The sequence below is a fragment of the Actinokineospora fastidiosa genome (assembly GCF_014648415.1).
GTDB classification, from domain to species: domain Bacteria; phylum Actinomycetota; class Actinomycetes; order Mycobacteriales; family Pseudonocardiaceae; genus Actinokineospora; species Actinokineospora fastidiosa.
Genome location: NZ_BMRB01000002.1, coordinates 1,593,116 through 1,619,851, shown reverse-complemented (window position 1 = coordinate 1,619,851; position 26,736 = coordinate 1,593,116). Strand labels below are relative to the sequence as shown.

Below are 26,736 nucleotides of genomic sequence, written 5' to 3'. Positions count from 1 at the left end.
GTCAGCCGACGAACAGTGTCGGCAGTGGCGGGAATCCATTGAAGGACACCGATGCGTAGCTTGCCGTGTAGGCGCCCGTGTCGAGGATGTCGACATGATCGCCCGCGCGCAGAGCCAGGGGGAGACGATACGGGGTCCGCTGGTAAATCACATCATCGCCGTCGCAAGTCGGGCCCGCGATGACCACGGGCCCGTCCGGGGTGTCCGGGTGCGCGGTGCGCAGCCGGTAGGCGATGTACTCGTTCTCCGTCTCCGCCAGCCCCTGGTAACGGCCGATGTCCAGATACACCCAGCGGTGCTCGTCCGCGTCGGACTTGCGCGAGACCAGCACCACTTCGCTGCGGATCATCCCGGCGGTGGCCACGACCGCCCGCCCCGGCTCGATGAGCAGCTCGGGCGGGGTGTCGAAGTGCTCGGCGACGGCCGCCCGGATGGCCGAGGCGTGCTCGCGCAGCGCGGGCGCGGCCGTGACGTAGCTGGCCGGGAACCCGCCGCCGAGGTTGAGCGAGGTCAGCACGACGCCGCGGGCGGCACTCGCCCGCCCGATCGCCGCGGCCTGCGCGATCCCCGCCACCCACGCGGCGGGGTCGGTGTGCTGGGAGCCGACGTGGAAGCAGGCCCCGCGCACGTCCATGCCCAGTTCGGCAGCACGGACCAACAGTCGCGCCGCCATCTGCGGGGCGCAACCGAATTTCCGGCCGAAGGGCGTCCCCGACTCCGGCGCGTCGACCAGGAACCGGCACCAGACCTGCGCGCCCGGCGCGTTGGCCGCCAGCTTCTCCAGGTCGTCGTCGGAGTCGAATGTGAACCGGCGCACACCGCGCGCGTACGCGTAGGCGATGTCGCGCGCCTTCTTGATCGGATTGCCGTAGGACAGCGACTCCGGGCTCGCGCCCTGCGCCAGGCACATGTCGATCTCGCCGACGCTGGCCACGTCGAAGGCCGAGCCCTCGACCGCCAGCGCCCGGACGATCTCCGGGGCGGGGTTCGCCTTGACGGCGTAGAACACCCCCGCCTCGGGCAGTTCGTCCCGCAGTGACCGGTAGTTCGCCCGGACGGCGGCCAGATCGATCACCAGGCACGGGGTCTCGGGCGCGTGTTCGTCGAGGAACGCGCGCAGCCGGGCCTCCGTACCGTGAGCGGGGGAAGTGTGCAACACGGCGTGCACTTTAGTACCGGATCGGGCGCAGGGTGGACGCCGACCGGCTCACACCTGGGGGCCACCCGGACGAGCGGCCCCCAGGTCGATCGCGGTCAGCGTCCGATGCCGGTCAGCGACCGGACCTCCATCTCCTTCTGCAGCGCCTCGTCGGCCTTGTCCGACGACAGGACGGTGCCCAGGTACCCGCAGACGAACGAGACCGGGATGGAGACGATGCCCGGGTTCGACAGCGGGAACAGCGCGAAGTCCGCGCCGCTGAAGATCGAGTTGGGGGAGCCGGAGAACACCGGTGAGAAGAACACCAGCAGCAGGCACGACCCGAGACCGCTGTACATCGCCCAGAGCGTGCCGGTGGTGTTGAACCGCTTCCAGAACAGCGAGTAGAGGATCGTCGACAGGTTCGCCGACGCGGCGAACGCGAACGCCAGGGCCACCAGGAACGCGACGTTCTGGCCGTTGGCCAGGATGCCGCCGATGATCGCCAGCGCGCCGATGACGACGGCGGTGATGCGGGCCACCCGCACCTCGCTCGCCGCGTCGGCCCGGCCGTGGCGGAAGATCCCGGCGTACACGTCGTGGGCGAAGGACGCCGACGCGGTGATCGTCAGGCCCGCCACGACGGCCAGGATCGTCGCGAACGCCACCGCGGCGACGATGCCCAGCAGGACCGTCCCGCCGATCTCGAAGGCCAGCAGCGGCGCGGCCGAGTTGACCCCGCCGGTGGAGTCCAGGATGCGCTCCGAGCCGACCAGCGCGGACGCGCCGTAGCCGATGACCAGGGTCGAGACGTAGAACACCGTCATCGTGCCGACCGCCCACACCACCGAGCGCCGCGCCTCGGTCGCGTTGGGCACGGTGTAGAAGCGCATGAGGACGTGCGGCAGGCCCGCGGCGCCCAGGATCAGCGCCAGCGACAGCGAGATGAAGTCCAGCGGCGACGAGCCGTACTGCGCGCCCGGCTCCAGCACGGCCTCGCCCTTGCTGTTGTTGGCCGCGGCCTCCTCCAGCAGCGCGGTCATGCTGAAGCCGAACTTGCCGAGCAGGAACACCGTCATCAGCACGACGCAGAGGATCAGGATCGACGCCTTGATGATCTGCACCCACGTGGTGCCCTTCATGCCGCCGACCAGCACGTAGAGGACCATGATCAGGCCGACGACGGCGATGACGAGCGCCTGGCCCGCCTTGCTCTGCACGTCCAGCAGCAGCGCGACGACCGCGCCCGCGCCCGCCATCTGGGCCAGCATGTAGAAGAACGAGATGACCAGGGTGGACGTCGCCGCCGCGGCCCGCACGGGGCGCTTGCGCATGCGGAAGGCGATGACGTCGCCCATGGTGAACCGGCCGGTGTTGCGCACCAGCTCGGCGACCAGCAGCAGGTTCACCAGCCACGCCACCAGGAAGCCGATCGAGTAGAGGAAGCCGTCGTAGCCGTTGATGGCGATGGCGCCCGCGATGCCGAGGAACGACGCCGCGGAGAGGAAGTCCCCGGAGAGCGCGATGCCGTTCTGCACGCCGGAGAAGCCCCCGCCCGCGGCGTAGTAGTCGGCGGTCGAGCTGTTGCGCGAGCTGACGCGGTACACCACGTACAGCGTCACGACGACGAACGCGGCGAACACCGCGGTGTTGAGCGTCGGGTTGCCGACGCCCTCGCTGGCCAGGATCACCGCGCCACCCCCTGCGCCGCCGCGCGGATGGCGGCGACGTCGGGGTCGATCCGCGAGCGCGCCCAGCGCAGGTAGCAGGCGGTGATGGCGATCGTGGAGGCGAACTGGAGCAGCCCGAGGATCAGCCCGACCGTGACGGACCCGGTCACCCGCGTCGCCATGAAGTCCTTGGCGTAGGCCGCGAGCAGCACGTAGGTCAGGTACCAGACGAAGAACACCGCGGTCATGCCGAAGACGAAGCGGCGGAACCGGCCGCGCAGCGCGACGAAGGCCGGGCTGGCGTGGATCGCGGCGAAGTCCGGGCCTGCTGGCGGGGCGGGCGCGGCGGCGCCGGGCGCGATGCCGCCGAACGTCGCGACCCGCGGCCGCGGGGGGACGACCTCGGTCATGCGTTCCTCCGGGGAAAGGGGTGAATGCCGAATCGGGCGGGCGTCATAGTAACCACGAGGGGCTGGTTCGCCTAATGCGCCGACGTATGGGCCACTATCGATCCAAAGCGTGTACGCGCGCTCTTTAAAGAGCCGTGGATAGGCCTGCCTGCGTATATCGGAGCCGTGAGATCACGGAACGATGACGGTCTGGTATGGATACGCGGGCCCAGGCGATCTCACACTTAGTGGTGAATCGATCGGTCACCTTGCGTCGTGGGAGTTGCATGTGGGCCTGACCTGGGCTCCGACGAGGGACGACGCGCCTGCGGATGTAACCCGATCTAGCGATTAAGTCGGCAAAACAACCGCGAAGGGTGACCGCGACGCGATCTTGACCGGCGGATCGGGGCCGCCTGCGCCGGTTAACGGCTCGTTTTCCCAGGTCAAAGGCGAGAGATCGAGAGGCTTTCCCGAGTGGGCGATTCCGGTAGTCTTCTGCCACGTTGTCGCCGCCGGGAAGTAGGGCGAGCGGTCCGCGGCCGGATCGGCCGCTGGGGACCGCGGGCGCTGTCGGAAATCAGTGCTGCCTGGAATCTGTCACGGAAGGGAGCTGTGCGGTGAGGCTGTTATTCCCCGTGACGCGGCGAAGCCGATACGGCCGACGATGCGTAAGGGGCCGAGCGTGACCGACATGGCGTCCAAGACCGAGAGCACCGAGGGTGGGGAAGCCACTCGGTGGTCCACCATCACCCGGTGGCGCGACTGGAACCTCCCGGTCAAGCTCAGCGCCGTCATCCTCGTCCCCGTCGTGTTCGCCATCGTGCTCGGCGGGCTGACCATCGGCGGGCAGATCGACACCGCCGACTCCTTCCGCAGGGTCGACCGCCTGGTCGTGGTCAACGACGACCTGCGCAAAGTCCTCACCTGGCTGCAGCGCGAGCGCACCAAGGCCGCGACGCTGCTCACCGGCGGCACCCGGGACATCACCTCCGAGCTCACCGCCGAGCAGCGCAGCGCCGACGCCGCCCGCGCGAACCTGGTCCGCTCGGTCGAGCGCGCGGAGTTCGCCAACCCCGCCACCGCCGACCGGCACGCCGCCGCCCTCACCCGCCTCGGCGAGCTGGACGGGCTGCGCGCCCGCGTCGCCGAGCGGGAGATCGACGGCGCGTCGGCGCTGGCCGGGTACACCGCGGTCATCGAGTCGCTGCTGGCCTTCGACCGCGCCGCCGCCGAGGAGATCGCCGACCCGGGCCTGTCCGGCACCGCGGGCGCGCTGCACCACCTGGAGGCGGCCAAGGAGGCCGTCTACTACCAGCAGGCCCTGGTCGCCATGGGCATCGCCCGCGGCGGGCTGTCCGCGGCCGAGCTGGAGGCGCTGCGCAGCTCGCAGGCCCGCTACGACGAGCACGTCCGCGAGTTCCGCGCCGTGGCCACCCCCGCCCAGCGCGCCGAGTTCGACCGGATGCTCGACGTGCCCGGCGTCGCCGCCCGGGTCGGCCTGCTGCGGCTGGTCGTCGGCGGCGAGGCCGAGACGCTGCCGCCGGTCGGCGTGCCGCTGCCGATCACCTCGGTCGACTGGAACGGCGCCTCCGAGCTGACCTCCGGCCGCATCAGCAACGTCAGCGGCACCCTCGGCCGGGAGATCATCACCCGCTCGGAGGCCATGCGGGACGCGGCCAGCGACGGTGCGGGCCTGGCGTCGGTGGTGCTCACCGTCGCCCTGGTGATCGCCGCGGCGGTCATCATCACCATCGGCCGCCAACTGCTCACCTCGCTGCGGCTGTTGCGCCGCGAGGCGTTCCGGGTCGCCGAGGAGTCGCTGCCCGCGGCCGTCGAGCGCATCCGCGGCGGCAAGAACCTGCCTGCCGAACCCGAGATCGACCCGGTCCCCATCACCACCGGCGACGAGGTCGGCGAGGTGGCCCGCGCCTTCGACGCGGTGCACCGGCAGGCGCTCAAGCTGGCCACCGAGCAGGCGGGCCTGCGGGCCAACTACAGCGACGTCTTCGTCAACCTCTCCCGCCGCAGCCAGGGCCTGGTCCAGCGCCAGCTGCACCTGCTGGAGCGGCTGGAGCGCGACGAGGAGGACGCCGACCAGCTGGCCGTGCTGTTCCAGCTCGACCACCTGGCCACCCGGATGCGCCGCAACAACGAGAACCTGATGGTGCTCTCCGGCGCCGACCTGGTCCGCAGGGCCAGCCTGCCCGCCCCGCTCGCCGACCTGCTGCGCGCCGCGGTCTCCGAGATCGAGCAGTACCAGCGCGTCGTCATCCAGCCGCCCGCGAACGTGCTCGTCGTCGGCTACGCCGTCGGCGACATCGTGCGCCTCACCGCCGAGCTGCTGGACAACGCGACCGCGTTCTCCGCCCCCGCCACCCAGGTGACGGTCTCCAGCCACCACAGCCCCGGCGGCGCGATCCGGGTGGAGATCGCCGACCGCGGCATCGGCCTGACCCCGACCGAGCTGGCCGAGGCCAACGCCCGGCTCGCCGACGCGGGCGCTGTCGACGCGTCCACCTCGCGCCGGATGGGCCTGTTCGTCGTCGGCAGGCTCGCCGCCCGGCTCGGCGTGCGGGTGTGGCTGGAACCGGCGATCGGGCAGGGCATGCGGGCCATCATCACCGTGCCCGCCGACCTGACCGCGCCCCCCGAGCCCGCCCGGGTCCCCGTCCTGCCCGCCCCCGCCGCCCCGCCCGCGCCGGAGACCACGGTGAACGGGGTGAACGGGACCAGCGGGGTGAACGGGACCAACGGGCACGGCCCCGAGCCCCGGCGCGCCCACGGCCACGCCGCCGAGCCGGACGCGCTGCCCCGCCGCACGAACGGCCACACCAACGGGCACGCCAACGGCTCCCCGGTCCCCGGCGTCGACCCGTTCGCCCCGTGGACCCCGGTGGAGACCACCGTCGTCGACGGACCGTCCACAGCGGATCTTCTCGAACTGCTCTCGCCGGGCGACGGCGCGTCCATGCCGGACAAGCCGATCGACACCGTCGGCGAGGCGCCCGCGCCGTCCGAGCCGGACACCGCCGAGCCCGCGCCGCTGCCGCGCAGGCAGCCGCGCAAACCGGTGGACGCCGAGGTCACGCAGAACCTCCCGGAGACCGCCCCGGACGACGTCGGCGACGCGCTGTTCAGCCCGGCCGAGCCGAAGGCGACCGACACCGGCTGGTGGGACACCACGGTGGTGCACGAGCGGCCGCCCGCGGTGCACGAGACCACGCCGATCTTCGACGAGATGGTGTCCGCCTGGTTCCGCGCGGTCTCCGACGCCCCGGACAACGCCTGGGACTTCGCCGCGGACACCGGGTTCCGCACCGCGCGGACCGTCTCGTCCGCCGAGGCCGAGGAGTACACCGACTCCGGCCTGCCCCGGCGCACCCCGCGGCGGAACCTGGTGCCGGGCAGCGTGGACACGCGCGTGCACCACCGCCCCTCGTTCGCCCAGCGCAGCGCGCACGACCTGCGCGACCGCCTGTCGAGCTACCAGCGCGGCGTGCACCGCGCCCGCGGTGTGCACCACACCGGGCCCGCGCACGGCACGCCGGACAGCCTCGACCTGCGCGGCGCGCGCTGGCGCTTCGCCGCGGACGTGGGCTGGCAGGCCGCCGACGCGGTGGCCCGGTCGGTCCCGGCCGCCACCACGCCCACCGGGCTGCCCCGGCGCACGCCGCGCGAGCGGCTGCTCCCGGGCAGCCTGGAGACCGCGGCCCCCGCGTCCGGGCCCCGGGTGGAACGCGACGCCGAGGCGCTGCGCTCCCGGCTCTCCGGGTTCCAGCGGGGCCTCGACCGCGGCCGCGACAGCCTCGCGCAGCGGGGCGTGCCCGCCGGGTCGGCGTCCTCCGGCGCAGGCCAGTCCGGGCGTGTCGATCACGAGGGCGACGGCGATGCGTGACGCCCGCTCGCCCAGCCCCACCACCGAATGGAGCACGATGACGTCCACGCAGTCCAAGCCAAGCCGGTTCGGCTGGCTGGTCAACGACTTCGCGGAGCGGGTGACCGGAGTCGCGCACGCCGTTGTGGTGTCCGCGGACGGTCTGCTGCTCACCTCGTCCAACCGGCTGCCGGTGGACCGCGCCGACCAGTTGGCCGCGGTCGCCTCCGGGATCATCAGCCTCACCCAGGGCGCTGCCCGCTGCTTCGAGGCGGGCTCCGTGCGCGAGACGGTGGTCGAGATGGAGCGCGGCATCATGCTGCTGATGGCCATCGGGGACGGGTCGTGTTTAGCGGTTCTCGCGGCCCCCACCTGCGACATCGGGCAGGTCGCCTACGAGATGACCCTGCTGGTCGACCGGGTCGGCCAGCTGCTGACCCCGGAGCTGCGCGCGGCGCTGCAGGGCGCGGCCGGGAGGATGGTGGGGCAGCCCGCATGACCGCGACATGAGCAGCGAGCACGAGCCGACCATCGCCGACGTGATGAACGGGCTCACCCGATCGCGCAAGCGCGCCAAGGGCCGGTCCGATGTGGACCCCAGGCCCGCGCGACCGGTCGAGCCGCAGTGGCCGGACGCGGAGTCGGTGCCGATGGTCCGCCTGCCGGACGCGGCCGAGCAGGCCGCCATCGTCCGGCCGTACGCCTGGACGCGGGGCCGCACCCGCTCCAACTTCGAGCTGCGGCTGGAGACCATGGTGTCGACGAGCCCGCGCGCCGCCGACGCGTCCGCGTTCGCCGAGTCCGAGCACCGGGCCATCGGCGAGCTGTGCCGGGAACCCCGGTCGGTGGCCGAGGTGGCCACGCTGCTCGGCGCGCCGCTGGGTGTGGCCAAGGTGCTGCTGGGCGACATGGCCCAGCTCGGGTTGGTCACCGTGCACAAGACCGCAACCGGCGGCGCCAACCGGGCGCACCTGGTGTTGATGGAAAGGGTACTGAGTGGACTCCGTCGACTTTGACCCCGCGCCGACCCTGACCTCGGTGAAGATCGTCGTCGCAGGCGGCTTCGGCGCGGGCAAGACCACCTTCGTCGGGTCGGTCTCGGAGATCATGCCGCTGACGACGGAAGCGGTCATGACCAGCGCCAGCGCGGGCATCGACGACATCGCCGCCACGCCGAACAAGTCGACGACGACGGTGGCCATGGACTTCGGCCGGGTGTCGCTGGACTCCGACCTGGTGCTCTACCTGTTCGGCACGCCCGGCCAGCAGCGCTTCTGGTTCATGTGGGACGACCTGGTGCGCGGGGCCATCGGCGCGGTGGTGCTGGCCGACACCCGCCGCCTGGCCGACTCGTTCTCCCCGATCGACTTCTTCGAGGAGCGGAACCTGCCCTACATCATCGGCCTGAACTGCTTCGACGGTCACCTGAACCACGACGTCGAGGAGGTGAGGGACGCCCTGGCCATCCCGCACGAGGTGCCGATCGTGCCCTGCGACGCCCGCGAGCGCGAGTCGGTGAAGAACACCCTCATCACGATGGTGGAGTACTCGATGCGCCGCTGGGTGGCCCTCCACGGAGCCGGGGTCGGCTGACTCCCTGGCGATCGGTCACCCGGCCGATCCCGGCTCCGTCCTTCCCGTCCGACCCGCGCCGTCACATCCGTCCCACCCCGCGTGTCAGCGGTGTGACGAGGCGACGGAGGATGGATTGATGGACGCGACGCAGTTCGAGCAGTACCGGCCGCACCTGCGCTCGGTGGCGCACCGGATGCTGGGCTCCCTGGCCGAGGCCGACGACGCGGTCCAGGAGACCTGGCTGCGGGTGAGCCGCTCGGACACCGAGGTGCACAACCTCGGCGGCTGGCTGACCACGGTGGTCGCCCGCGTCGCGCTGAACATGCTGCGCGCGCGCAAGCGCGAGGTGTACGTCCCCGACCCGGTCGTCGCCCCGGCGGACGGCCCGCAGCCGGAGGAGTCGGCGCTGATGGCCGACTCGGTGAGCATCGCCCTGCTGGTCGTGCTGGAGACGCTGACGCCCGCCGAACGCCTGGCCTTCGTGCTGCACGACCTCTTCGCCGTGCCCTTCGACGAGATCGCGCCGATCGTGGACAAGTCGCCCGCGGCGACCCGCCAGCTGGCCAGCCGCGCGCGCAGGCGCGTGCAGGGCGCGCCCGTGCCGGAGACGCCGGTGGCCGAGCAGCGCGCGGTGGTCGACGCCTTCCTCGCCGCCTCCCGGGGCGGCGACCTCGCCGCCCTGGTCGCCGTCCTGCACCCGGACGTGGTGATCCGCGCCGACGGCGGCGAGCACGGCCCCACCTCGGTCCTGCGCGGCGTCGACGCGGTGTCCCGCGGCGCGGTGGCCTTCGCGCGCCTGGCCATGCACACCGTCCCCGCCCTGGTCAACGGCGGCGCGGGCGCGGTGGCCCTGGCCGACGGCAAGGTCTTCTCGGTGGCCTCGTTCACCGTCGCCGACGGCCGCATCACCGCGATGGACATCCTCACCGACCCCGACCGCCTGGCCCTGCTCGACCTGGAGGTGCTCGGCTAGCGGGTATCGGCACTTTGGCCAGTGTCGCAGCGCGTCACTGGCCGTGACCCCGCCGTGTCCGCGAGAGTTCACCCGCGACGTCGCACTCACCCACGGCAACGGAGAAGCCAATGCGATTGCGCGGTGCGATTCTCAGCGTCCTTGTCCTGGCAGCACTGATCACCGGCGCGGCGCCCGCGGTGGCGGGCGGAAGCGGCCCCTACCCGGCCGGTTACGAGACCACCTACCGCCTGCCGGACCACACCATCTACCGGCCGAACACGCTCCCCGCGGGCGTGCGGCTGCCGATCGTCGCGTGGGGCAACGGCGCCTGCCGCGCGGACGGCACCTGGTTCGAGAACGTCCTGACCGAATGGGCGTCGCACGGGTTCCTGGTCATCGCCAACGGCAGGCCGGGCGGCTGGGGCTCCACCAGCTCCGACATGCTGGTCGAGGCGATCGACTGGGCGGTGGCGGAGAACTCCCGGGTCCGCAGCCGCTACTACGGCCGCATCGACACCACCAGGATCGCGGTGATGGGCCAGTCGTGCGGCGGCATCGAGACCTATGAGGTCGCCGACGACCCGCGGATCACCACCACGGTGCTGTGGAACAGCGGCCTGCTGCGCGACTCGCAGAACCACCTGCTCCAGGGGCTCCACGCCCCGATCGCCTACTTCATCGGCGGCCCCGAGGACATCGCCCACGGGAACGCGATGGACGACTGGCGGCGGCTGCCCGCGGGCCTGCCCGCGTTCATGGGCAACCTGGACGTCGGTCACTACGGCACCTTCGCCGAGCCCAACGGCGGCGAGTTCGGCCGGGTCGGCGGGCACTGGCTGAAGTGGCAGCTCAAGGGCGAGGCGGCCAGCCGTGCCCAGTTCGTCGGGCCGGACTGCGGGCTGTGCTCCACGGAGTGGGACGTGCTGCGGAAGAACATGTGACCCGCGGGCGGGCCACCCTCACGGCACGAGGGTGGCCCGCAGGGCGTCGAGGCCGGTGAGGAAGGCATCGAGGGCCAGCTCGAAGGAGTCGGCGTCGATCTGGTCGGCGTGCTCGCGCAGCCGGTGGGCCTGGGTGAGGTGCGGGTAGCGGTCGACGTAGACCTGCACGTCGTCCTCGAAGCCGCGGGAGAACGAGCTGATCGCCGCGCCCAGCACCAGGTACTTGGTGGACGCGCCGATCATCGTGGCGTAGCGCGGCGGCCAGCCCGCGGCGACGAGGCCGCCGTGGACGGCGTCGGCGCGGGCCAGCGAGACCTCGCGCCGGGCCGGTCCGGTGGCCAGCACCGGGACCATGTTGGGGTGCGCGGCCAGCGCCGCCCGGTAGGACCGCGCCCAGGTGCGCAGGCCGGAGCGCCAGTCAAGGGCGAACGCGCTGGTGTCGACCGCCTCCATGATCCCGTCGGCGATGTCCTGCAGCAGCTCGTCCTTGGTCTTGTAGTGCGAGTACAGCGACGGCGCCTGCACGCCCAGCTCCGCGGCCAGCCTGCGCATCGACAGTCCGGTCAGGCCGTCGGCATCCACCAGAGCGAGCGCGCGCGAGCGGATGCGCTCGCGGCTCAGCAGCGGTGCGGGCGGGCGGGGCACTGCCGGTCCCAGATCACGCTGTCTCCCAGGTCACGTCCGGGCGCGGTTGCCCGCGCGTCCTCGGCGATCCTATCCTCAGGTTACCTAACACCGTACGGTTTATGAGGGACGGCACGCATGGACCTCTCGCTCACCGACGAGCAGCAGGCGCTGTGGGACCTGGCGCGGGACTTCATCGACCGGGAGGTCGTGCCCAACACCCGGGAGTGGGACCGCCGCGAGCAGGTGGACCGCGCGATCGTCGGCAAGCTCGGCGCGGTCGGGTTCCTGGGCATGACCATCCCCGAGGAGTACGGCGGCTCCGGCGGCGACACGCTCTCGTACTGCCTGATGATGGAGGAGCTGGGCCGAGGCGACTCGGCGATCCGCGGGATCGTCAGCGTCTCCCTCGGCCTGGTCGGCAAGTCGATCGCCGCGTGGGGAACCCACGAGCAGAAGCAGCGGTGGCTGCCCGGGCTGTGTTCCGGGGAGTCGCTGGCGTGCTTCGGCCTGACCGAGCCGGACACCGGCTCCGACGCCGCGTCGCTGTCGACCCGCGCGGTCCGCGACGGCGACGAGTACGTGATCACCGGCTCGAAGATGTTCATCACGAACGGCACGTGGGCCGACGTGGCGCTGATCTTCGCCCGCACCGGCGGGCCCGGCCCCAAGGGGATCAGCGCGTTCCTCGTCCCGACCGCGGCGGAGGGCTTCGCGCACACCGAGATCAAGGGCAAGCTCGGGCTGCGCGGGCAGTCCACCGGCGAGCTGGCGCTCGACGGCGTCCGGGTCCCGGTGGAGAACCGGCTCGGCGACGAGGGCGTCGGCTTCAAGATCGCCATGTCCGCTTTGGACAAGGGCAGGATGTCGGTGGCGTCCGGCTGCGTCGGCCTCGCCCAGGGAGCGCTGAACGCCAGCGTGCAGTACGCCAAGGAGCGCACGCAGTTCGGCAAGCCGATCGCGTCCTACCAGCTCGTGCAGCAGATGCTGGCCGACATGGCCGTCAACACCGACGCCGCGCGCCTGCTCGTCTGGCGCGTGGCCGACCTCGTCGAGCGCGAGCAGCCCTTCGGCACCGCCGCGTCGATGGCGAAGCTGTTCGCCAGCGAGAACGCCGTCAACGCGGCCAACCTGGCGATCCAGGTCTTCGGCGGCTACGGCTACCTCGACGAGTACCCGGTCGCCAAGTACCTGCGCGACGCCCGGGTCATGACCCTCTACGAGGGCACCAGCCAGATCCAGAAGCTGCTGATCGGCCGCGCGCTGACCGGCCTGAACGCGTTCACATAGGACGGACACATGGATTTCGCGCTGTCGGACGAGGAGACCCAGGTCCGCGACTGGGTGCGCACCTTCGTGCGCAAGGAGATCGCCCCGCTCGAGCCGGAGGTGCTGCGCCGCGAGCGCGCGCATCTGCCGGGCCTGGCCGTCGACGAGCTGCGCGAGCTGCAGCTCAAGGCCAGGGAGTCCGGGTTCTGGGGCGTGCAGACGCCCGAGGAGTACGGCGGGATGGGGCTGGGCGCGGTGCTGACCGCGCTCATCGAGGCGGAGCTGGGGCGCTCGTTCGTCCCGTTCCGCTTCGGCGGCCACGCCGACAACATCCTCTACTACGCCAACGACGAGCAGCGCGAGCGCTACCTGCTGCCGACGATCGCCGGTGAGCGCCGCTCGTGCTTCGCCATCAGCGAGCCGGGCGCCGGGTCCGACGCGCGCGCCATCCGCGCCACGGCCCGCCGCGACGGCGACGACTGGGTCATCAACGGCGAGAAGACGTTCATCACCGGCGGCAACGAGGCCGACTTCGCGATGGTGTTCGCCCGCACCGACGAGGGCGTCACCTGCTTCCTGGCCGACCGCGCCGACGGCTGGCGCTCCGAGCCGATCGACACCATGGGCGAGTGGGGACCCGCGGCGCTGGTCTTCGAGGACGTCCGGGTGCCGGGCGCCAACGTGCTCGGCGAGGTGGGCAAGGGCTTCGACCTGGCGATGAAGTGGATCGGCCGGGGCCGCTACCTGCTGCCCGCCCGCGCGCTGGGCGCGTGCGAGCGGCTGGTCGAGATGGCCATGGAGCACGCCCGCACCCGGGTGACCTTCGGCGCGCCCATCGCCGACCGGCAGGCCATCCAGTGGATGATCGCCGACTCCGCGGTGGAGATCGAGGCGCTGCGCTGGCTGGTCCTGCACGCCGCGTGGCTGGTCGACCGGGGCGCGGACTCCCGGCACGCGCAGTCCATGGCCAAGCTGTACGGCGGCGTGAAGGCCAACGAGATCGTCGACCGGGTCCTGCAGATCCACGGCGGCATGGGCTACACCCGGGAGCTGCCCGTCGAGCGCTGGTACCGGGAGCTGCGGCTGCTGCGCATCTACGAGGGCACCGACGAGATCCAGCGCCGCACGATCGCCCGCAACCTGCTGAAGGGGCACGCGCGGGTGTCGGGAACACTCGGGTGACGCACACGCAGGGAGGAGCGCACATGGTCAGGGCCGCGGTGCTGGCGGAGCAGGGCACGCAGCTGGAGGTCACCGACATCGTCGTCGGCGAGCCGGGGCCGGGCCGGGTGAAGGTGCGTGTCGCGGCGGCGGGCGTGTGCCACTCGGACCTGTCGCTGGCCAACGGCACGCTGCGCCAGCCCGTCCCGGCGGTGCTGGGCCACGAGGGCGCGGGCACGGTCGTGGCGGTGGGGAAGGGGGTGACCAGCGTCGCCCCCGGCGACCACGTGCTGCTGAACTGGTCGCCGCCCTGCCGTGAGTGCTGGTTCTGCGAAATCGGCGAACCGCACCTGTGCGAGCGGGCCGACTGGTCGGACACCTCGCACGCGACCCTGCCCGACGGCGCCGAGCTGTACCCCGGGCTGGGCGCGGGCGCCTTCGCCGAGGAGACGATCGTGCCAGAGGGCGGCGCGATCAAGATCCCGTCCGACATCCCGCTGGCCGAGGCCGCCGTCCTGGGCTGCGCCGTGCTGACCGGCGCGGGCGCGGTGTTCAACACCGCGCGCGTGCGGCCGGGCCAGTCGGTGGCGGTCGTCGGGCTCGGCGGCGTCGGGCTGTCCGTGCTGCAGGCGGCCCGGATCGCGGGCGCCGGGCCGATCGTCGCGCTGGACGTGCAGGACAAGGCCGAGCTGGCCATGGCCCACGGCGCCACGGACTTCGTCCGGTCCGACGAGAAGGCGGGCAAGGCCGTGCGCGCCCTGACCGGCGGGCGCGGCGCGGACGTGGTGATCGAGTGCGTCGGCCACCCGGCCGCGATCCGCACTGCCTGGTCGGCCAGCAGGCGCGGCGGCCACGTCGTGGTCGTCGGCGTCGGCTCGGCGAAGGCCAAGGTCGAGTTCAGCGCGCTGGAGCTGTACTGGTTCGGCCGCACCCTCAGCGGCTGCGTCTACGGCGAGATCGACCCCGACGTGGACGTCCCCCGCGTGCTCGACTGGGTCCGCACCGGCCAGTTGGACGCGTCCTCGCTGATCACGGCCCGCACGGACCTGTCGGGAATCGAGAACGCCTTCGCCGAGATGCGGGCGGGTCGTGGCGGGCGGACGCTCGTTATCCCGTAGACAGGGCTATCGGGGCTCTGGGATGGGGGAGGGCCTGCCCGGCGTGAGCACCCGGGCAGGCCCTCCGTCGTTCAGATGGCCTGGTTGGCGAAGCCGTGGCGGGCGATGCCGGAGAGCATGGCGCGCCAGGCCGTGGTGCTGGTGTGCGGGTCGCCGCTGATGCCCAGGCGGGACTTGGCGGTGGTGAAGGCGCTCTGGGTCAGGGGGCCCCAGTCGCCGTCGACGGACAGGCCGGAGCCCATGAAGTTGTTGCACATCGCCTGGACGAAGACGGTGTCGCTGCGGGAGCCCTTCTGGCAGACGGTCGGCAGGCCCGCGAAGTCGGCGTGGATGTGGTCCTCGTGGTCGGCGTTGTACCAGCCGTCGAGGGCGTAGCGGAAGCGGCGGCGGCAGACGGCGTCCACGGCCAGGTAGCGGCGGCGCAGCGACTGGGTGCCGGAGGCGTGGTGGCGGTCCAGCGGCGAGCTGACCTGGCCGCCGGACCAGCGCACGTGGTCGAGGTCCATGGCGGTCCCCGCGCCGTGCTGGCCGGGCTTGTTCACGTAGAACCCGGCGGAGACCAGGTAGGTGATGCTGCCGTACCCGCTGGACAGCGAGCGCAGGTCGCGGATCCAGAGCACCAGGGAGTCGTAGAACGCCTGCGTGCACTGCCAGTTGCGCAGGGTGGTGTTGCCCCGGTTGGAGCGCCAGTAGTAGACGGGGGTGCCGTCGATGCGGCTGAAGGTGATCATCGCTCCCTCACCAGGGTGCCGCGGGTGAGCCAGAAGCCGCCGCCGACGGCGTGCGCGTCGCGCGGGACGGCGACGACCTCGCGGTCGCCTGCGAGGGTTCCCCGCACGGGCGCGGTGTCATCCAGCGCGTTGCCCGTCCAGCGGTCGCCGACGAGTTCGCGGACCGCGCTCGCGGGCACGGTGGCGCCCTGGGTCCACGCGATGCCGTCGGGGGAGTGGAAGACGACGGAGCCGTGCAGGTCGACGGCGGCGGCCGTCCAGCCGTCGGCGTGCCCGGTGACCGCGGTGACGGCGAGCCCGTCGCTGAGCCCCCGCACCGGCAGCGTCAGCCAGTCCCGCGACTGCGTGCGGATGGCGGCTACGGCCCGCACGGGCGTGCCCTCCTCGGAGAGCAGCGAGCCGAGGACCAGCGTCCCCCTCGGCCCCGCCCCGACCGCGGTGAACACCGCGTGCGGCTCGTTGCGCCTGCCGGCCGCGGCCCAGTCAAGGCCGTCGGCCGACTCCCAGATGACGGCCTTGCCACCGTGGGCACCAACGGCGACGAAGCCCGCCGCAACGGCGATGACGTCCGCCCCGTCGAGCCCCCGGGTCGGGACGGCGCCGGTCTCGTCGGCCAGCACCCAGGCGCCCCCGCTGAGGGCGAGCACCCGCCCACCCACCGGCCCGGCGGCACGGTCGATCACGGGGGACGCTTGGGCTGCACCACCACCGCCAACAGCGGAGACGGCGGCGGTTGCGGCTGTTGCGGCTGTCAGGGAGAGGAAAGTGCGCCTACATAACCGACGATCGACCATCTGCTGCGCTCCTCGGCGAGAGTAAGAAGCTCACGTGCTTGCCACGCGGTCTGCAACATCTCAACAACCACCACCGGCGCCCCTCAATCACCCGAACAGCCCAGGACATTCCCACTGGCTGGTTGGCGAGGCGCCGGCGGCCTAGGACGCCCGGCGGGCGCGGACGAGCAGCGTGCCGCGCCGGTCCGCGGCGGCCTCCGGGGAGGCGATGATCTCGCAGGTCGTTCGCCCGAAGCCGTGTGCCGAGAGCGTCGCCGTCCACTCATCGATGGTCAGGTCGTACTTCGTGATCACCCGGTCGGCCCGTGGCGGGCCGCTCGCGGGCAGGTGGGAGAAGGCGAGCAGGCCGCCGGGAACGAGGGCGGCCCACGCCAGGGGAAGCAGGGTGTCCGGTGGGGTGAACCAGACCGCGCCGAAGATCGAGTAGACGATGTCGTAGTGGCCGGGGTGGGCGGCGAGGTGCTCCAGGGCGTCGGCGGCGACGAACTCCAGGTTCGGCAGGTGCCCCCAGGTCTGGGTGGCGGTGGCGACGCGGCCCGGGACGATGTCGACGCCGACGCAGTGCGCGCCGAGGGTGGCCAGGTGCGCCAGGTTCGCGCCTGCTCCGCAGCCCAGCTCGATGACCCGCTTGTCGCGGACCTCGCCGAGGATCGACTCGTCCGGTCCGTGGTCGGGGTGTTGGGTCCAGTTGAGCCACGTCGAGGCGCCAGCCGCGTTGACCGCTCGCCGGGTGCTGGCCTTCGCGGCATAGCGTTCCCACGCTTCGACGGGTGTGTTCACTGTCGCCCTTCTCCTCGGGGGCTCGCCTCGCGTCGCCGTGCGGCCGCGAGGCGAGCGTACGACCGATCTACATCCTCGTCGGGCTGTCCGCGCAACACGCGTGACACTGGTGGCAGTCCACCGCCTCAGCGCCCCAGAGTTCGTCATCGACGCCGAATCCGGCTGCGCGGATGCCCTGGATGGTTTGGTGCAGCACCTTCGGCTGGCAGGCCCGTTCCTCGGGCAGGTGCGGCACGTGGTGCAGGTAGCGCCCCGCGTGCCGCATGCAGAAGTCCCAGTAGCGGGGCGTGTCCAGCACGAACGAGTGGACGCCCTTGTCGACCTCCGGCGTCGGCCCCATCGGCGTGTCCGGGTTCTCCGCCGACGTCACCAGGTAGGCGACCACCTGCCCGAAGGTGCGCTCGGCCAGGGCGCGGTCCATGCCGTGGTCCCGCATGATCAACCGGACCTCCCGGTCCCAGACCTCGGCGGTCACGCACTCGCGGGGATCGCGCGCGGCGACCCCCGCTCCGATCTCTGCCACAGCGGTCACATCGTCCTCCAGTAGGTCACCGCGTCGGACGACGCGGAAGTTCGCGCTCGGCGACGGCGGCGACGAGGCCTAGGACGCGAGCGTTGGTTGACACTGGCGAGCGTGACCGAAGCGCCACGCATTGACAATGCATAGCTGGCATAGATTTTGCATAGCACTCATTTGGTCCACGAAGACCACACTGCGTGTGTGAACCAGCAGGTCCTTTCCGTTCCAATGGGTGTTGACTATGCGTGGACTATGCGACCACGATGCGAGAGATTCGTGCCGACCGAGTGGAGATTGCCGTGAAGCTCACGCACCTGGGGACCACGTCGTCGCAGGGCCAGTGCCCGAACCTCTACGCCACCGACCGGGGCACCTACGTGGTCCAGGGCTACAAGATCACCGACGATGAGGCGCTGGCCGCGCTGCGCGAGCGCGGGTTGCCCGACCATGAGACCGCCGTGGAGATCCCGGCCGCCCTGCTCGACTTCGCGCCCCGGCCCGCATGACCGGGCTGGTCACCGGGGACGGCTTCGCCGAGCTGTTCCGCACGTTCACCAGGTCGGCCTTCCGGTGGGAGGCCCGACCCGCCTACTGCGAGGACTACGAGGCCGAGCCGTTACGGAAGTGGCGCGCGGGCGAGCCCGACGACCTGGCGTGGATGGCCGGGTGGCTCGACGGCATCCGGGCCGCCGCGGCCGAGGGGCGGCGGTTCGAGCGCGTCCGGCTCTACACCGTGCCGCCGACGGAGTACCTGCGGTGGCAGCAGCACGTCACCCCGGCCAACGTCGAGGCGGGCGAGGACATCCGCGTGATCACCGAGGGCCAGGCCCGCGCCCTCGGACTGCCCGAGCACGACTTCTGGCTTTTCGACGGGAGGCTGGTCGCCCGGATGCACTTCGGCGACGACGGCCGGTGGCGCGGTGCTGAGCTGATCAACGAGACGGATACGGTGGCCCGGCACCGGGCGTGGCGCGATCTCGCTTGGGAGCACGCCACGCCCTACCCGCAGTACCGCGACCGCCACTTCGCGAGGAGTCCGTGACCGATCTCGACCAGCGCCGCGCCGACTTCGGCGAGCGGCTGCGCCAGCTCCGCGAACGCGCCGGGCACGCTTCCGGAGCGGCCTTCGCCCGCCACCTCGGCTGGCAGCAGTCGAAGGTCTCCCGCATCGAGACGGGCGCACAGCTCGCCACCGACAGCGACATCGGCGCGTGGATCGAGGCGACCGGACTGTCCGGCGCCAAGGCGGCCGGGCTGGCGGCCGAGGCGCGGGAACTGCGCTTGGCGGCGGCGAGTTGGAAGCGGCAGGCACGCACAGGCCTCCAAGCCCGCCAGGAGCACGCCGTCACGATCGAGTCCGCGGCGAGCCTCATCCGCGCGTTCGAGACGGCGCTGGTGCCGGGCCTTCTCCAGACCGCCGACTACGCCCGTCACGTGCTCACGGTCAACGCCGAGATCGCCGGACGCTCCACGGACGTCGAGGAGGCGGTGGCGGTGCGGATGCGGCGACAGGCCGTGCTCTATGACCGGGCCAAGACGATCGAGATCGTCATGACCGAGTCGGCACTGCGCTACCCGCTCTGCCCGGCCGACGTCATGGCCGGGCAACTCGACCGGCTGGCCACGCTGCTGGACGTCTCCACCGCCCGCATCGGCGTCATCCCGCTCGGCACGCGACTTCCCGTCGTGCCGCTGCACGGCTTCTGGATCATCGACGACCAGGCGATCGTCGAGACCAGCGACACCGAGCTGGTCGTCCACGACGCCGACGACCTGGCGCTCTACCACCGCATGCTCGACGCGCTGTGGACAGTGGCCGTCGAGGGCGAGAACGCCCGCGACCTGGTGCGGCGCATCCCGAGCTCGTCCTAGGGCCACGAACGGTAGCCAGCCAGTCTTGGGGTGATCGCAAGGACATCGCTACGGCCAGATGTTGGCGGTAGCGAGGTCGTGGCATCTAAGCTGGGGCGATCCCCAAACCCACTGGGAGGTGCCATGCCCGCCACCCTCGCCATGCACATGAGCGACGGGCTGCTCGACGCCCCGGCGTCGGTGTTGTTTCTCGTCATCGGTGGGGTCGGTGTTCTGCTCGCCCTCGTGCGGGCGCGCGGCGCGCTGGATGATCGGACCGCGCCGATGGCCGGGTTGGTGGCGGCGTTCATCTTCGCGGTGCAGATGCTCAACTTCCCCGTCCTCCCCGGGGTCAGCGGCCACCTGCTCGGTGGGGCGCTCGCGGCGATCCTGGTGGGGCCGTGGGTGGGGGCGCTGTGCATCGCGATCGTGCTCGTCGTGCAGGCGTTGGTGTTCGCCGACGGCGGGTTGAGCGCGCTCGGCGCCAACGTGACCAACCTCGCGCTCATCGGCACCGCCGTCGGATTCCTGGTCGCGCTCGGGCTGCGCGGGCTCGTCCGCAAGGGCAGGGGCGGGCTCGTGGCGACCGCGTTCGTCGCCGCGTTCGCCAGCACGGTCGTCGCCTCGCTCGGGTTCGTGGCCGAGTACGCGATCGGCGGCGACCCCGCGTTCGACCTCGGCACCATCGCCACCACCGTCGTCGGCGTGCACTGCCTGATCGGCATCGGCGAGGGGATCATCACCGCACTGACCGTGGGCGCGATCGCCGCCGTCCGGCCCGACCTGGTCTACCTGCTGCGCGGCGAGCGGCGGCCGCTGGAGGTGTCGGCGTGAAGAACCGGACGTTCCTCTTCGGATTCCTGATCGTCGCCCTGGTGCTGGCTGGCGGGGTGTCCTATTTGGCCTCAAGCAGCCCGGACGGCCTCGACCACGCCACCCTGCAGGGCTGCGAGGAGACCGACGCCGGGCTGACCGGCCAGTGCGTCGCGCAGAACGCCACCGACCACGACCTCGCCGAGAGCCCGCTGGCCGACTACGCCGTGAGCGGCGCAGAGGGGACCACCGGCCTGGCGGGCGTGATCGGCGTGCTGATCACCGTCGCCGTCGCGGGCGGGCTGTTCTGGCTGCTGCGCAGGCGGACGCCGACCCGGGGGTGAACCCGCTGCACCGGCCCGGGGACAGCCCGGTCCACCGGCTCCCGGCCCAGGTGAAGATCGTCGGCGCGCTGGCGTTCGTGCTGTGCGTCGTCGCGACCGACCGCACCGCGTACTGGGCGTTCGGCGCGTACCTCGCCGTGCTGGCCGCGGTGTGGGTGGTCGCGGCCATCCCGCCCGGCTGGATGGCGAAGCGCGCGCTGATCGAGACGCCGTTCGTGGTGCTCGCGCTGGCCGCGCCGTTCCTCGGCGGCGGCCCGGAGACCGAGGTGCTGGGGGTCTCGGTCTCCGTGAGCGGCCTGCTCGCGGGGTGGAACATCGTGGCCAAGGGCACGATCGGCGTCCTCGCCTCGCTGACCCTCGCGGCCACGACCACCCCGCGCGACCTGGTCGTCGGCCTGCAGCGGCTGCGCACGCCGTCGGTGGTCGTGACCATCGCCACGCTCATGCTGCGGTACCTGGAGGTCATCGTCGCCGAGGCCCGCCGGATGCGGCTGGCCCGCATCAGCCGCGGCCACGACCCCCGCTTCCTGTGGCAGGTCGGCGCGACCGCGCGCGGCATCGGCACACTGTTCCTGAGCAGCTACGAGAGGGGCGAACGGGTGCATCTGGCGATGGTGTCGCGCGGCTACGCGGGCGCGCTGCCCGACACGGGCGGTCCGGCCCGGCCGCTGTCCTGGCTGTCCGGTCTGGTCCCGGCCGCGACCGCGGCCGTCGTCCTGGTCGGCACGCTGTGACACCACCGGCCCTGCTGGTCGACGGCCTCGCCTACGCCTACCCCGACGGGCACCAGGCGCTCTTCGGCGTCAACTTGCGCGTCGACCGGGGCGAGCGGGTGGCCCTGCTCGGCCCCAACGGCGCGGGCAAGACGACCCTGGTCCTGCACCTCAACGGCGTCCACACGCCCGGCGCGGGCCGCGTCGAGGTCGGCGGGCTGGCGGTGGCCAAGCCGAACCTCAAGGAGATCCGCCGCCGCGTCGGCATCGTCTTCCAGGACCCCGACGACCAGCTGTTCATGCCCACCGTCCGGGAGGACGTCGCCTTCGGCCCGGCCAACTTCGGCCTGCCCCCCGAGCGTGTCGACCAGGCGCTGGCGGCCGTCGGGATGACCGAGCACGCCGACCGCTCGCCGCTGCACCTCTCCGGCGGCCAGCGCAGGCGCGTGGCGCTCGCCACGGTCCTGGCCTGCGACCCGGAGATCCTGGTGCTCGACGAGCCCAGCGCCAACCTGGAGCCGGTGGCCCGCCGCGAGCTCGCCGAGGTGCTGCTCGGCTTGGACCGCACCCTGCTCATGGTCACCCACGACCTGCCCTACGCCCTGCAGCTGTGCCCGCGCTCGGTCCTGATCGACAACGGCGTCGTCGTGGCCGACGGACCCACCCGCGACCTGCTCGCCGACACCGAGCTGCTGGCCGCGCACCGGTTGGAACTTCCGTTCGGGTTCCGCCTGGACTAGTGTCTGCCCTGCACAACCGCATATAGGGCCGCAACGAGCCAGGACGGGAGAGCCTCCGCCAGCGAGCGGGGCACCGAAGGAGCAAACTCCCCGGAATCTCTCAGGTAAAGCTACCGTCCCAGGCCAGGCCACTCTGGAAAGCAGGCGCGCGGTCAGCGCCTCACCCACGGTGCAAGCCGTCTCGACGGCGAAGCTCTCAGGTGCCGATGACAGAGGGGGAGTTCCGCCACCGAAGCGGGTCCTCCCGACCCGTCGAACCGCAGGAGCTCTGGTGCCCGAAGTCCGCCCGCCTTCGCCGCGTCTCCCATCACCCAGCGGCAGCCTGTCCACCGTGGCACGCTGCCGTCTCGATTCCCGCGCGCCGAAGGAGCCAGCCAGGCCATGAGCACACCCTCCCCGCTGCACGAGGTCCACCAGTCGCTGGGCGCGTCGTTCACCGACTTCGCAGGCTGGTCCATGCCCCTGCGGTACGGCAGCGAGCTGGCCGAGCACAAGGCCGTGCGGACCGCGTCCGGGCTGTTCGACCTCAGCCACATGGGCGAGATCGCCGTCACCGGCCCGCAGGCCGCCGCGGCGCTGGACTTCGCCCTGGTCGGCACGCTGTCCAAGGTCAAGCCCGGCAGGGCCCGCTACACGATGCTCTGCGCGGAGGACGGCGGCGTGCTGGACGACCTGGTCGTCTACCGGCTGGCCGACGAGGAGTACATGGTCGTCGCCAACGCCTCCAACGCGGCCACCGTCGTCGCCGCGCTGACCGAGCGGGCGGCCGACTTCGACGCCACCGTCACCGACCGCTCCGCGGAGTACGCGCTCATCGCCGTGCAGGGCCCGACGTCGGCGGAGATCGTCGCCGCGGTGACCGGCGCCACGCTGGACGGGCTGAAGTACTACGCGAGCATGCCCGCCACCGCCGCGGGCCACGACGTCCTGCTTGCCCGCACCGGCTACACCGGCGAGGACGGCTTCGAGATCTACGCCACGGCCGCGCAGGCGCCCGAGATCTGGGCAGCCTGCGCCGAGCGCGGCGCGACCCCGGCCGGGCTGGCCTGCCGCGACACCCTGCGCCTCGAGGCCGGGATGCCGCTCTACGGCAACGAGCTCACCGCCGAGCTGACCCCGTTCGACGCCGGTCTCGGCCGCGTCGTCAAGTTCGAGAAGCCCGAGTTCGTCGGCCGCGCGGCGCTGGAGAAGCGCCAGGAGACCGACCGGGCGCTCGTCGGCCTGCGCGGGGAGGGCAGGCGCGCCCCCCGACACGGGTACTCCGTGCTCGACGCCGATTCCGCCCAGGTCGGTACTGTCACCAGCGGCGCGCTCTCGCCGACCCTCGGGCACCCGATCGCGATGGCCTACGTCCCCGCCGCGCTGAGCGCTCCGGGGACGGCGTTGACCGTCGACATCCGGGGCGCGAAGGCCCCCGTCGAGGTCGTGGCCCTGCCCTTCTACCAGCGTCCCGCCTGACCAGGAGAGTCGACACCGACATGAGCAACCCGCAGAACCTGTCCTACACGGAGGAGCACGAGTGGGTCGACGCCGCCGACCCGGCGGCGGCTACCGTTGGCATCACCGCATACGCCGCCAACGCGCTCGGTGATGTGGTGTACGTGCAGCTGCCCGCGGTCGGCGACAACCTCACGGCCGGTCAGCCGTGCGGTGAGATCGAATCCACCAAGTCGGTCAGCGAGCTGTACGCGCCCGCCGACGGCGAGGTCGTCGAGATCAACGAGGCCGTCGTCGACAGCCCCGAGCTGGTCAACACCGACCCGTTCGGCGACGGCTGGCTGTTCCGGTTCCGCGTCGCGGGCGACCTGGAGCTGCTCGACGCCGAGCGCTACGCCGAGCTGACCAAGGAAGAGGGCTAGACATGACCTCCTTCTCCGCCGACCTCGCCACGGTCGACCCCGAGGTCGCCGCGGCGGTCGACGCCGAGCTGCGTCGGCAGCAGAACACCCTGGAGATGATCGCCTCGGAGAACTTCGCGCCGCTGGGCGTGCTGGAGGCCCAGGGGTCGGTGCTGACCAACAAGTACGCCGAGGGCTACCCGGGCCGCCGCTACTACGGCGGCTGCGAGCACGTCGACGTCGTGGAGACGCTGGCGATCGAGCGGGTCAAGGCGCTCTTCGGCGCCGAGCACGCCAACGTCCAGCCGCACTCGGGCGCGCAGGCCAACGCCGCGGCGATGATGGCGGTGCTGAAGCCGGGCGACACCATCCTGGGCCTCGACCTGGCCCACGGCGGGCACCTGACGCACGGCATGAAGATCAATTTCTCGGGCAAGCTCTACAACGTGGTCGCCTACCACGTCGACAAGGACACCGGCCTGGTCGACATGGACGAGGTCGCCGCGCTGGCCGCCGAGCACAAGCCGAAGCTGATCATCGCGGGCTGGTCGGCCTACCCGCGCCAGCTCGACTTCGCCAAGTTCCGCGAGATCGCCGACGCGGTCGAGGCGCTGCTCATGGTCGACATGGCGCACTTCGCCGGGCTCGTCGCCGCCGGGCTGCACCCCAGCCCGGTCCCGCACGCCCACCTGGTGACCACCACCACGCACAAGACCCTCGGCGGACCCCGCGGCGGCGTGGTCATGTGCACCAAGGAGCTGGCCAAGAAGGTCAACTCCGCGGTGTTCCCCGGCCAGCAGGGCGGCCCGCTGGAGCACGTCATCGCGGCCAAGGCGGTCTCGTTCAAGATCGCCGCGTCCGAGGAGTTCGCCGAGCGCCAGCGCCGCGTGCTGGAGGGGGCGAAGATCCTCGCCGAGCGGCTGTCCCGGCCGGATTGCCGCGAGGTCGGCGTCAAGCTGTCCTCGGGCGGCACGGACGTGCACCTGGTGCTCGTCGACCTGGTCGAGTCGTCGCTGGACGGCCAGCAGGCCGAGGACCGGCTGCACTCGGTCGGCATCACGGTCAACCGCAACGCGGTCCCGTTCGACCCGCGCCCCCCGATGGTCACCTCCGGGCTGCGCATCGGCACGCCCGCGCTGGCCACCCGGGGGTTCGACGCCGAGGACTTCGCCGAGGTCGCCGACATCATCGCCATCGCGCTTCGTCCCGACTTCGACGAGGCGACCAAGCAGACCCTGCGCGAGCGCGTGGACCTGCTGGTCAAGCGCCGCCCGCTCTATCCAGAGCTGGGCTGAGCCCGACCGGGTGGGGCCGTGACCCGGCCCCACCCGGCGTAGTGTGGAAGGTCCCAACGTCGTGGCCGTCAGCGTCTTCGATCTGTTCAGCATCGGTATCGGGCCGTCGAGCTCGCACACCGTCGGCCCCATGCGGGCCGCCCTGATGTTCGTCTCCGGCATCGATCTCCCCCGGGTCGCCCGGGTCCGCTGCGAGCTGTTCGGCTCGCTCGGCGCGACCGGGCACGGGCACGGCAGCGACAAGGCCGTGCTGCTGGGGCTGGAGGGGGAGCGGCCCGAGGACGTCGACACCGCGTCCGTCCCCGCCCGGGTCGAGGCGATCCGCTCGTCCGGGCGGATCTCCCTGCTGGGCGCCCACGAGATCCCCTTCTCCTTCGACGACGACCTCGTGCTGCACCGCCGCAAGTCGCTTCCGCTGCACCCCAACGGCATGACGTTTGCCGCCTACGACGCCTCCGGCGCGGAACTGGCCGCGCGCACCTACTACTCCGTGGGCGGCGGCTTCGTGAAGGACGAGTCCTCCGCGGACGGCCCGGTGATCTCCGCGGACACCACGCCGGTCGCCTATCCCTTCCGCACGGCCGCGGAACTGCTGGCGCACTGCGAGTCCTCGGGGCTGTCCGTCGCCGGGGTCATGCTGGCCAACGAGCTGTCCTGGCGCACCGAGGCCGAGGTCCGCTCCGGGCTGCTGGCCATCTGGGCGGTCATGCGCGACTGCGTGGAGCGCGGCTGCGCGGCCGAGGGCGTGCTGCCGGGCGGGCTGAGGGTGCCGCGCCGGGCGAAGGCGCTGCACGAGAAGCTGCTCTCCGAGGACGGCGCGCACGACCCGCTCTACGTCATGGACTGGGTGAGCCTGTTCGCGCTGGCGGTCAACGAGGAGAACGCCGCGGGCGGCCGGGTCGTCACCGCCCCGACCAACGGCGCGGCGGGCATCATCCCCGCGGTCCTGCACTACTACGCCAAGTTCATCCCCGGCGCGTCCGACGACGGCGTCGTCGACTTCCTGCTCACCGCGGCCGCGGTCGGCGTGGTGCTGAAGGAGACCGCCTCGATCTCCGGCGCCGAGGTCGGCTGCCAGGGCGAGGTCGGCTCGGCGGCCGCGATGGCCGCCGCCGGGCTGACGGCCGTGCGCGGCGGCAGCGTCGCGCAGGTCGAGAACGCCGCCGAGATCGCGCTGGAGCACCACCTGGGGCTGACCTGCGACCCGGTCGGCGGCCTGGTCCAGATCCCGTGCATCGAGCGCAACGCGGTCGGCTCCACCAAGGCGATCCACGCCTCCCGGATGGCGCTGCAGGGCGACGGGACACACGTCGTGCACCTCGACAAGGTCATCAAGACCATGCGCGAGACCGGCGCCGACATGCACACGAAGTACAAGGAGACCGCGCGCGGCGGGCTCGCGCTGAACGTGATCGAGTGCTGATCACGGCCTGACGAGAACTGAGAGCGCTCCCAGTTTCCTCTCGTGACGGTCTTGTCACCGTGGTGTGTCCTGCGTTACGGTCATTGCTGGGAGCGCTCCCAACCTGCAACCACCCAGTCTTGCGGCGGATGTCGGAACGATCCACTTCTAGTGGGAGCGCTCTCAAACGGCGATCTG

Annotated in this window: 28 protein-coding genes and 1 riboswitch; of the genes, 20 read left to right on the top strand and 8 right to left on the bottom strand. The window is 72.0% G+C overall.

What is annotated here, in order from left to right; translation table 11 throughout:
- Position 1: 1 nt before the first annotated feature.
- The 3 genes from IEY98_RS17330 to IEY98_RS17320 form a co-directional block, all read right to left on the bottom strand.
- Positions 2-1,168, bottom strand: a complete 1,167-nt coding sequence (locus IEY98_RS17330; RefSeq protein ID WP_189211438.1) for a type III PLP-dependent enzyme — start codon at positions 1,166-1,168, stop codon at positions 2-4.
- Positions 1,169-1,254: 86 nt separating this feature from the next.
- A complete protein-coding gene (locus IEY98_RS17325; RefSeq protein ID WP_189211437.1) occupies positions 1,255-2,829 on the bottom strand; it encodes a monocarboxylic acid transporter in 1,575 nt (524 codons plus the stop codon).
- On the bottom strand, positions 2,826-3,218 hold the full coding sequence (locus tag IEY98_RS17320) for a DUF485 domain-containing protein (protein ID WP_189211436.1): 393 nt from the start codon (positions 3,216-3,218) through the stop codon (positions 2,826-2,828). The genes IEY98_RS17325 and IEY98_RS17320 overlap by 4 nt, the downstream gene beginning before the upstream one ends.
- Before the next feature lie 673 nt (positions 3,219-3,891).
- On the opposite strand from IEY98_RS17320, the gene IEY98_RS17315 reads away from it, so the two are divergent.
- The 6 genes from IEY98_RS17315 (at position 3,892) to IEY98_RS17290 (ending at position 10,545) form a co-directional block, all read left to right on the top strand.
- Entirely contained in the window at positions 3,892-7,095 is a 3,204-nt protein-coding gene (locus IEY98_RS17315; protein ID WP_229787058.1) for a sensor histidine kinase, read from the top strand.
- A 37-nt stretch (positions 7,096-7,132) separates the two neighbouring features.
- Positions 7,133-7,573, top strand: coding sequence for a roadblock/LC7 domain-containing protein (locus IEY98_RS17310; protein WP_189211434.1), 441 nt, complete (start codon positions 7,133-7,135; stop codon positions 7,571-7,573).
- Positions 7,574-7,580: 7 nt separating this feature from the next.
- A complete protein-coding gene (locus IEY98_RS17305) occupies positions 7,581-8,090 on the top strand; it encodes a DUF742 domain-containing protein (RefSeq protein WP_189211433.1) in 510 nt (169 codons plus the stop codon).
- Positions 8,071-8,667, top strand: a complete 597-nt coding sequence (locus IEY98_RS17300) for a GTP-binding protein (RefSeq protein WP_229786986.1) — start codon at positions 8,071-8,073, stop codon at positions 8,665-8,667. The genes IEY98_RS17305 and IEY98_RS17300 overlap by 20 nt, the downstream gene beginning before the upstream one ends.
- Before the next feature lie 118 nt (positions 8,668-8,785).
- Positions 8,786-9,622, top strand: coding sequence for a sigma-70 family RNA polymerase sigma factor (locus tag IEY98_RS17295; protein WP_189211432.1), 837 nt, complete (start codon positions 8,786-8,788; stop codon positions 9,620-9,622).
- Between the two features lie 110 nt (positions 9,623-9,732).
- Entirely contained in the window at positions 9,733-10,545 is an 813-nt protein-coding gene (locus IEY98_RS17290; RefSeq protein ID WP_189211431.1) for a poly(ethylene terephthalate) hydrolase family protein, read from the top strand.
- Between the two features lie 18 nt (positions 10,546-10,563).
- Here IEY98_RS17290 and IEY98_RS17285 read toward each other — a convergent pair whose 3' ends face one another.
- A complete protein-coding gene (locus IEY98_RS17285) occupies positions 10,564-11,190 on the bottom strand; it encodes a TetR/AcrR family transcriptional regulator C-terminal domain-containing protein (protein WP_189211430.1) in 627 nt (208 codons plus the stop codon).
- A gap of 117 nt (positions 11,191-11,307) precedes the next feature.
- Here IEY98_RS17285 and IEY98_RS17280 point away from each other — a divergent pair, with 117 nt between their 5' ends.
- From IEY98_RS17280 to IEY98_RS17270, 3 genes are read left to right on the top strand one after another with little or no spacing between them, the layout of a single operon-like run.
- The gene (locus tag IEY98_RS17280; protein WP_189211429.1) at positions 11,308-12,459 is read left to right on the top strand and encodes an acyl-CoA dehydrogenase family protein; all 1,152 of its coding nucleotides are present in this window, start codon (positions 11,308-11,310) and stop codon (positions 12,457-12,459) included.
- A gap of 9 nt (positions 12,460-12,468) precedes the next feature.
- On the top strand, positions 12,469-13,620 hold the full coding sequence (locus IEY98_RS17275) for an acyl-CoA dehydrogenase family protein (RefSeq protein ID WP_189211428.1): 1,152 nt from the start codon (positions 12,469-12,471) through the stop codon (positions 13,618-13,620).
- 23 nt (positions 13,621-13,643) lie between these two features.
- Positions 13,644-14,717 carry an alcohol dehydrogenase catalytic domain-containing protein gene (locus IEY98_RS17270; protein WP_189211427.1) on the top strand — a complete coding sequence of 358 codons (1,074 nt, stop codon included), beginning with the start codon at positions 13,644-13,646 and terminating at the stop codon, positions 14,715-14,717.
- A gap of 71 nt (positions 14,718-14,788) precedes the next feature.
- Here the strand turns inward: IEY98_RS17270 and IEY98_RS17265 are convergent, their stop codons facing one another.
- The 4 genes from IEY98_RS17265 to IEY98_RS17250 all read right to left on the bottom strand — a co-directional run bounded on the left by IEY98_RS17265 (position 14,789) and on the right by IEY98_RS17250 (position 17,554).
- Positions 14,789-15,448 carry an extensin family protein gene (locus IEY98_RS17265; RefSeq protein ID WP_189211426.1) on the bottom strand — a complete coding sequence of 220 codons (660 nt, stop codon included), beginning with the start codon at positions 15,446-15,448 and terminating at the stop codon, positions 14,789-14,791.
- Positions 15,445-16,131, bottom strand: coding sequence for a hypothetical protein (locus IEY98_RS17260; protein WP_189211425.1), 687 nt, complete (start codon positions 16,129-16,131; stop codon positions 15,445-15,447). The genes IEY98_RS17265 and IEY98_RS17260 overlap by 4 nt, the downstream gene beginning before the upstream one ends.
- A gap of 252 nt (positions 16,132-16,383) precedes the next feature.
- Complete coding sequence (locus tag IEY98_RS17255; RefSeq protein WP_189211424.1) at positions 16,384-17,022, bottom strand: class I SAM-dependent methyltransferase; 639 nt, start codon at positions 17,020-17,022, stop codon at positions 16,384-16,386.
- A 67-nt stretch (positions 17,023-17,089) separates the two neighbouring features.
- Positions 17,090-17,554 (bottom strand): glycine-rich domain-containing protein, encoded by a 465-nt coding sequence (locus IEY98_RS17250; protein WP_229786985.1) that lies wholly within the window; start codon positions 17,552-17,554, stop codon positions 17,090-17,092.
- Between the two features lie 287 nt (positions 17,555-17,841).
- Between IEY98_RS17250 and IEY98_RS17245 the strand changes: the two genes are divergently transcribed.
- From IEY98_RS17245 to IEY98_RS17195, 11 genes are all read left to right on the top strand, one after another.
- Positions 17,842-18,048: a hypothetical protein gene (locus IEY98_RS17245; protein ID WP_189211423.1), complete on the top strand. Its 207-nt coding sequence runs from the start codon at positions 17,842-17,844 to the stop codon at positions 18,046-18,048.
- On the top strand, positions 18,045-18,584 hold the full coding sequence (locus tag IEY98_RS17240; RefSeq protein ID WP_189211422.1) for a DUF6879 family protein: 540 nt from the start codon (positions 18,045-18,047) through the stop codon (positions 18,582-18,584). Before IEY98_RS17245 ends, IEY98_RS17240 begins: the two co-directional genes overlap by 4 nt.
- A complete protein-coding gene (locus tag IEY98_RS17235; RefSeq protein WP_189211421.1) occupies positions 18,581-19,414 on the top strand; it encodes a helix-turn-helix domain-containing protein in 834 nt (277 codons plus the stop codon). Before IEY98_RS17240 ends, IEY98_RS17235 begins: the two co-directional genes overlap by 4 nt.
- A 123-nt stretch (positions 19,415-19,537) precedes the next feature.
- The gene (locus IEY98_RS17230) at positions 19,538-20,227 is read left to right on the top strand and encodes an energy-coupling factor ABC transporter permease (RefSeq protein ID WP_189211420.1); all 690 of its coding nucleotides are present in this window, start codon (positions 19,538-19,540) and stop codon (positions 20,225-20,227) included.
- The gene (locus tag IEY98_RS17225; protein WP_189211419.1) at positions 20,224-20,550 is read left to right on the top strand and encodes a PDGLE domain-containing protein; all 327 of its coding nucleotides are present in this window, start codon (positions 20,224-20,226) and stop codon (positions 20,548-20,550) included. The genes IEY98_RS17230 and IEY98_RS17225 overlap by 4 nt, the downstream gene beginning before the upstream one ends.
- Positions 20,547-21,284, top strand: coding sequence for a cobalt ECF transporter T component CbiQ (gene cbiQ, locus IEY98_RS17220; RefSeq protein WP_189211418.1), 738 nt, complete (start codon positions 20,547-20,549; stop codon positions 21,282-21,284). Before IEY98_RS17225 ends, cbiQ begins: the two co-directional genes overlap by 4 nt.
- Positions 21,281-22,003, top strand: a complete 723-nt coding sequence (locus tag IEY98_RS17215; protein WP_189211417.1) for an energy-coupling factor ABC transporter ATP-binding protein — start codon at positions 21,281-21,283, stop codon at positions 22,001-22,003. The genes cbiQ and IEY98_RS17215 overlap by 4 nt, the downstream gene beginning before the upstream one ends.
- A 34-nt stretch (positions 22,004-22,037) precedes the next feature.
- Positions 22,038-22,129: riboswitch (glycine riboswitch) on the top strand.
- Positions 22,130-22,384: 255 nt separating this feature from the next.
- Positions 22,385-23,461 (top strand): glycine cleavage system aminomethyltransferase GcvT, encoded by a 1,077-nt coding sequence (gene gcvT / locus IEY98_RS17210; protein WP_189211416.1) that lies wholly within the window; start codon positions 22,385-22,387, stop codon positions 23,459-23,461.
- Between the two features lie 20 nt (positions 23,462-23,481).
- Positions 23,482-23,862 carry a glycine cleavage system protein GcvH gene (gcvH, locus tag IEY98_RS17205; RefSeq protein ID WP_189211415.1) on the top strand — a complete coding sequence of 127 codons (381 nt, stop codon included), beginning with the start codon at positions 23,482-23,484 and terminating at the stop codon, positions 23,860-23,862.
- 2 nt (positions 23,863-23,864) lie between these two features.
- Positions 23,865-25,136, top strand: a complete 1,272-nt coding sequence (glyA, locus tag IEY98_RS17200) for a serine hydroxymethyltransferase (RefSeq protein WP_189211414.1) — start codon at positions 23,865-23,867, stop codon at positions 25,134-25,136.
- 61 nt (positions 25,137-25,197) lie between these two features.
- Positions 25,198-26,559 (top strand): L-serine ammonia-lyase, encoded by a 1,362-nt coding sequence (locus IEY98_RS17195; RefSeq protein ID WP_189211413.1) that lies wholly within the window; start codon positions 25,198-25,200, stop codon positions 26,557-26,559.
- The last annotated feature ends 177 nt before the right edge of the window (positions 26,560-26,736 follow it).

Coding starts and splice junctions, on each gene's coding strand:
- gcvT (WP_189211416.1), top strand. CDS start 22,385: ATGAGCACACCCTCCCCGCTGCACGAGGTCCACCAGTCGCTGGGCGCG.
- IEY98_RS17240 (WP_189211422.1), top strand. CDS start 18,045: ATGACCGGGCTGGTCACCGGGGACGGCTTCGCCGAGCTGTTCCGCACG.
- glyA (WP_189211414.1), top strand. CDS start 23,865: ATGACCTCCTTCTCCGCCGACCTCGCCACGGTCGACCCCGAGGTCGCC.
- IEY98_RS17295 (WP_189211432.1), top strand. CDS start 8,786: ATGGACGCGACGCAGTTCGAGCAGTACCGGCCGCACCTGCGCTCGGTG.
- IEY98_RS17315 (WP_229787058.1), top strand. CDS start 3,892: ATGGCGTCCAAGACCGAGAGCACCGAGGGTGGGGAAGCCACTCGGTGG.
- IEY98_RS17280 (WP_189211429.1), top strand. CDS start 11,308: ATGGACCTCTCGCTCACCGACGAGCAGCAGGCGCTGTGGGACCTGGCG.
- IEY98_RS17320 (WP_189211436.1), bottom strand. CDS start 3,218: ATGACCGAGGTCGTCCCCCCGCGGCCGCGGGTCGCGACGTTCGGCGGC.
- IEY98_RS17290 (WP_189211431.1), top strand. CDS start 9,733: ATGCGATTGCGCGGTGCGATTCTCAGCGTCCTTGTCCTGGCAGCACTG.
- IEY98_RS17230 (WP_189211420.1), top strand. CDS start 19,538: ATGCCCGCCACCCTCGCCATGCACATGAGCGACGGGCTGCTCGACGCC.
- IEY98_RS17310 (WP_189211434.1), top strand. CDS start 7,133: ATGACGTCCACGCAGTCCAAGCCAAGCCGGTTCGGCTGGCTGGTCAAC.
- IEY98_RS17265 (WP_189211426.1), bottom strand. CDS start 15,448: ATGATCACCTTCAGCCGCATCGACGGCACCCCCGTCTACTACTGGCGC.
- IEY98_RS17305 (WP_189211433.1), top strand. CDS start 7,581: ATGAGCAGCGAGCACGAGCCGACCATCGCCGACGTGATGAACGGGCTC.
- IEY98_RS17275 (WP_189211428.1), top strand. CDS start 12,469: ATGGATTTCGCGCTGTCGGACGAGGAGACCCAGGTCCGCGACTGGGTG.
- gcvH (WP_189211415.1), top strand. CDS start 23,482: ATGAGCAACCCGCAGAACCTGTCCTACACGGAGGAGCACGAGTGGGTC.
- IEY98_RS17270 (WP_189211427.1), top strand. CDS start 13,644: ATGGTCAGGGCCGCGGTGCTGGCGGAGCAGGGCACGCAGCTGGAGGTC.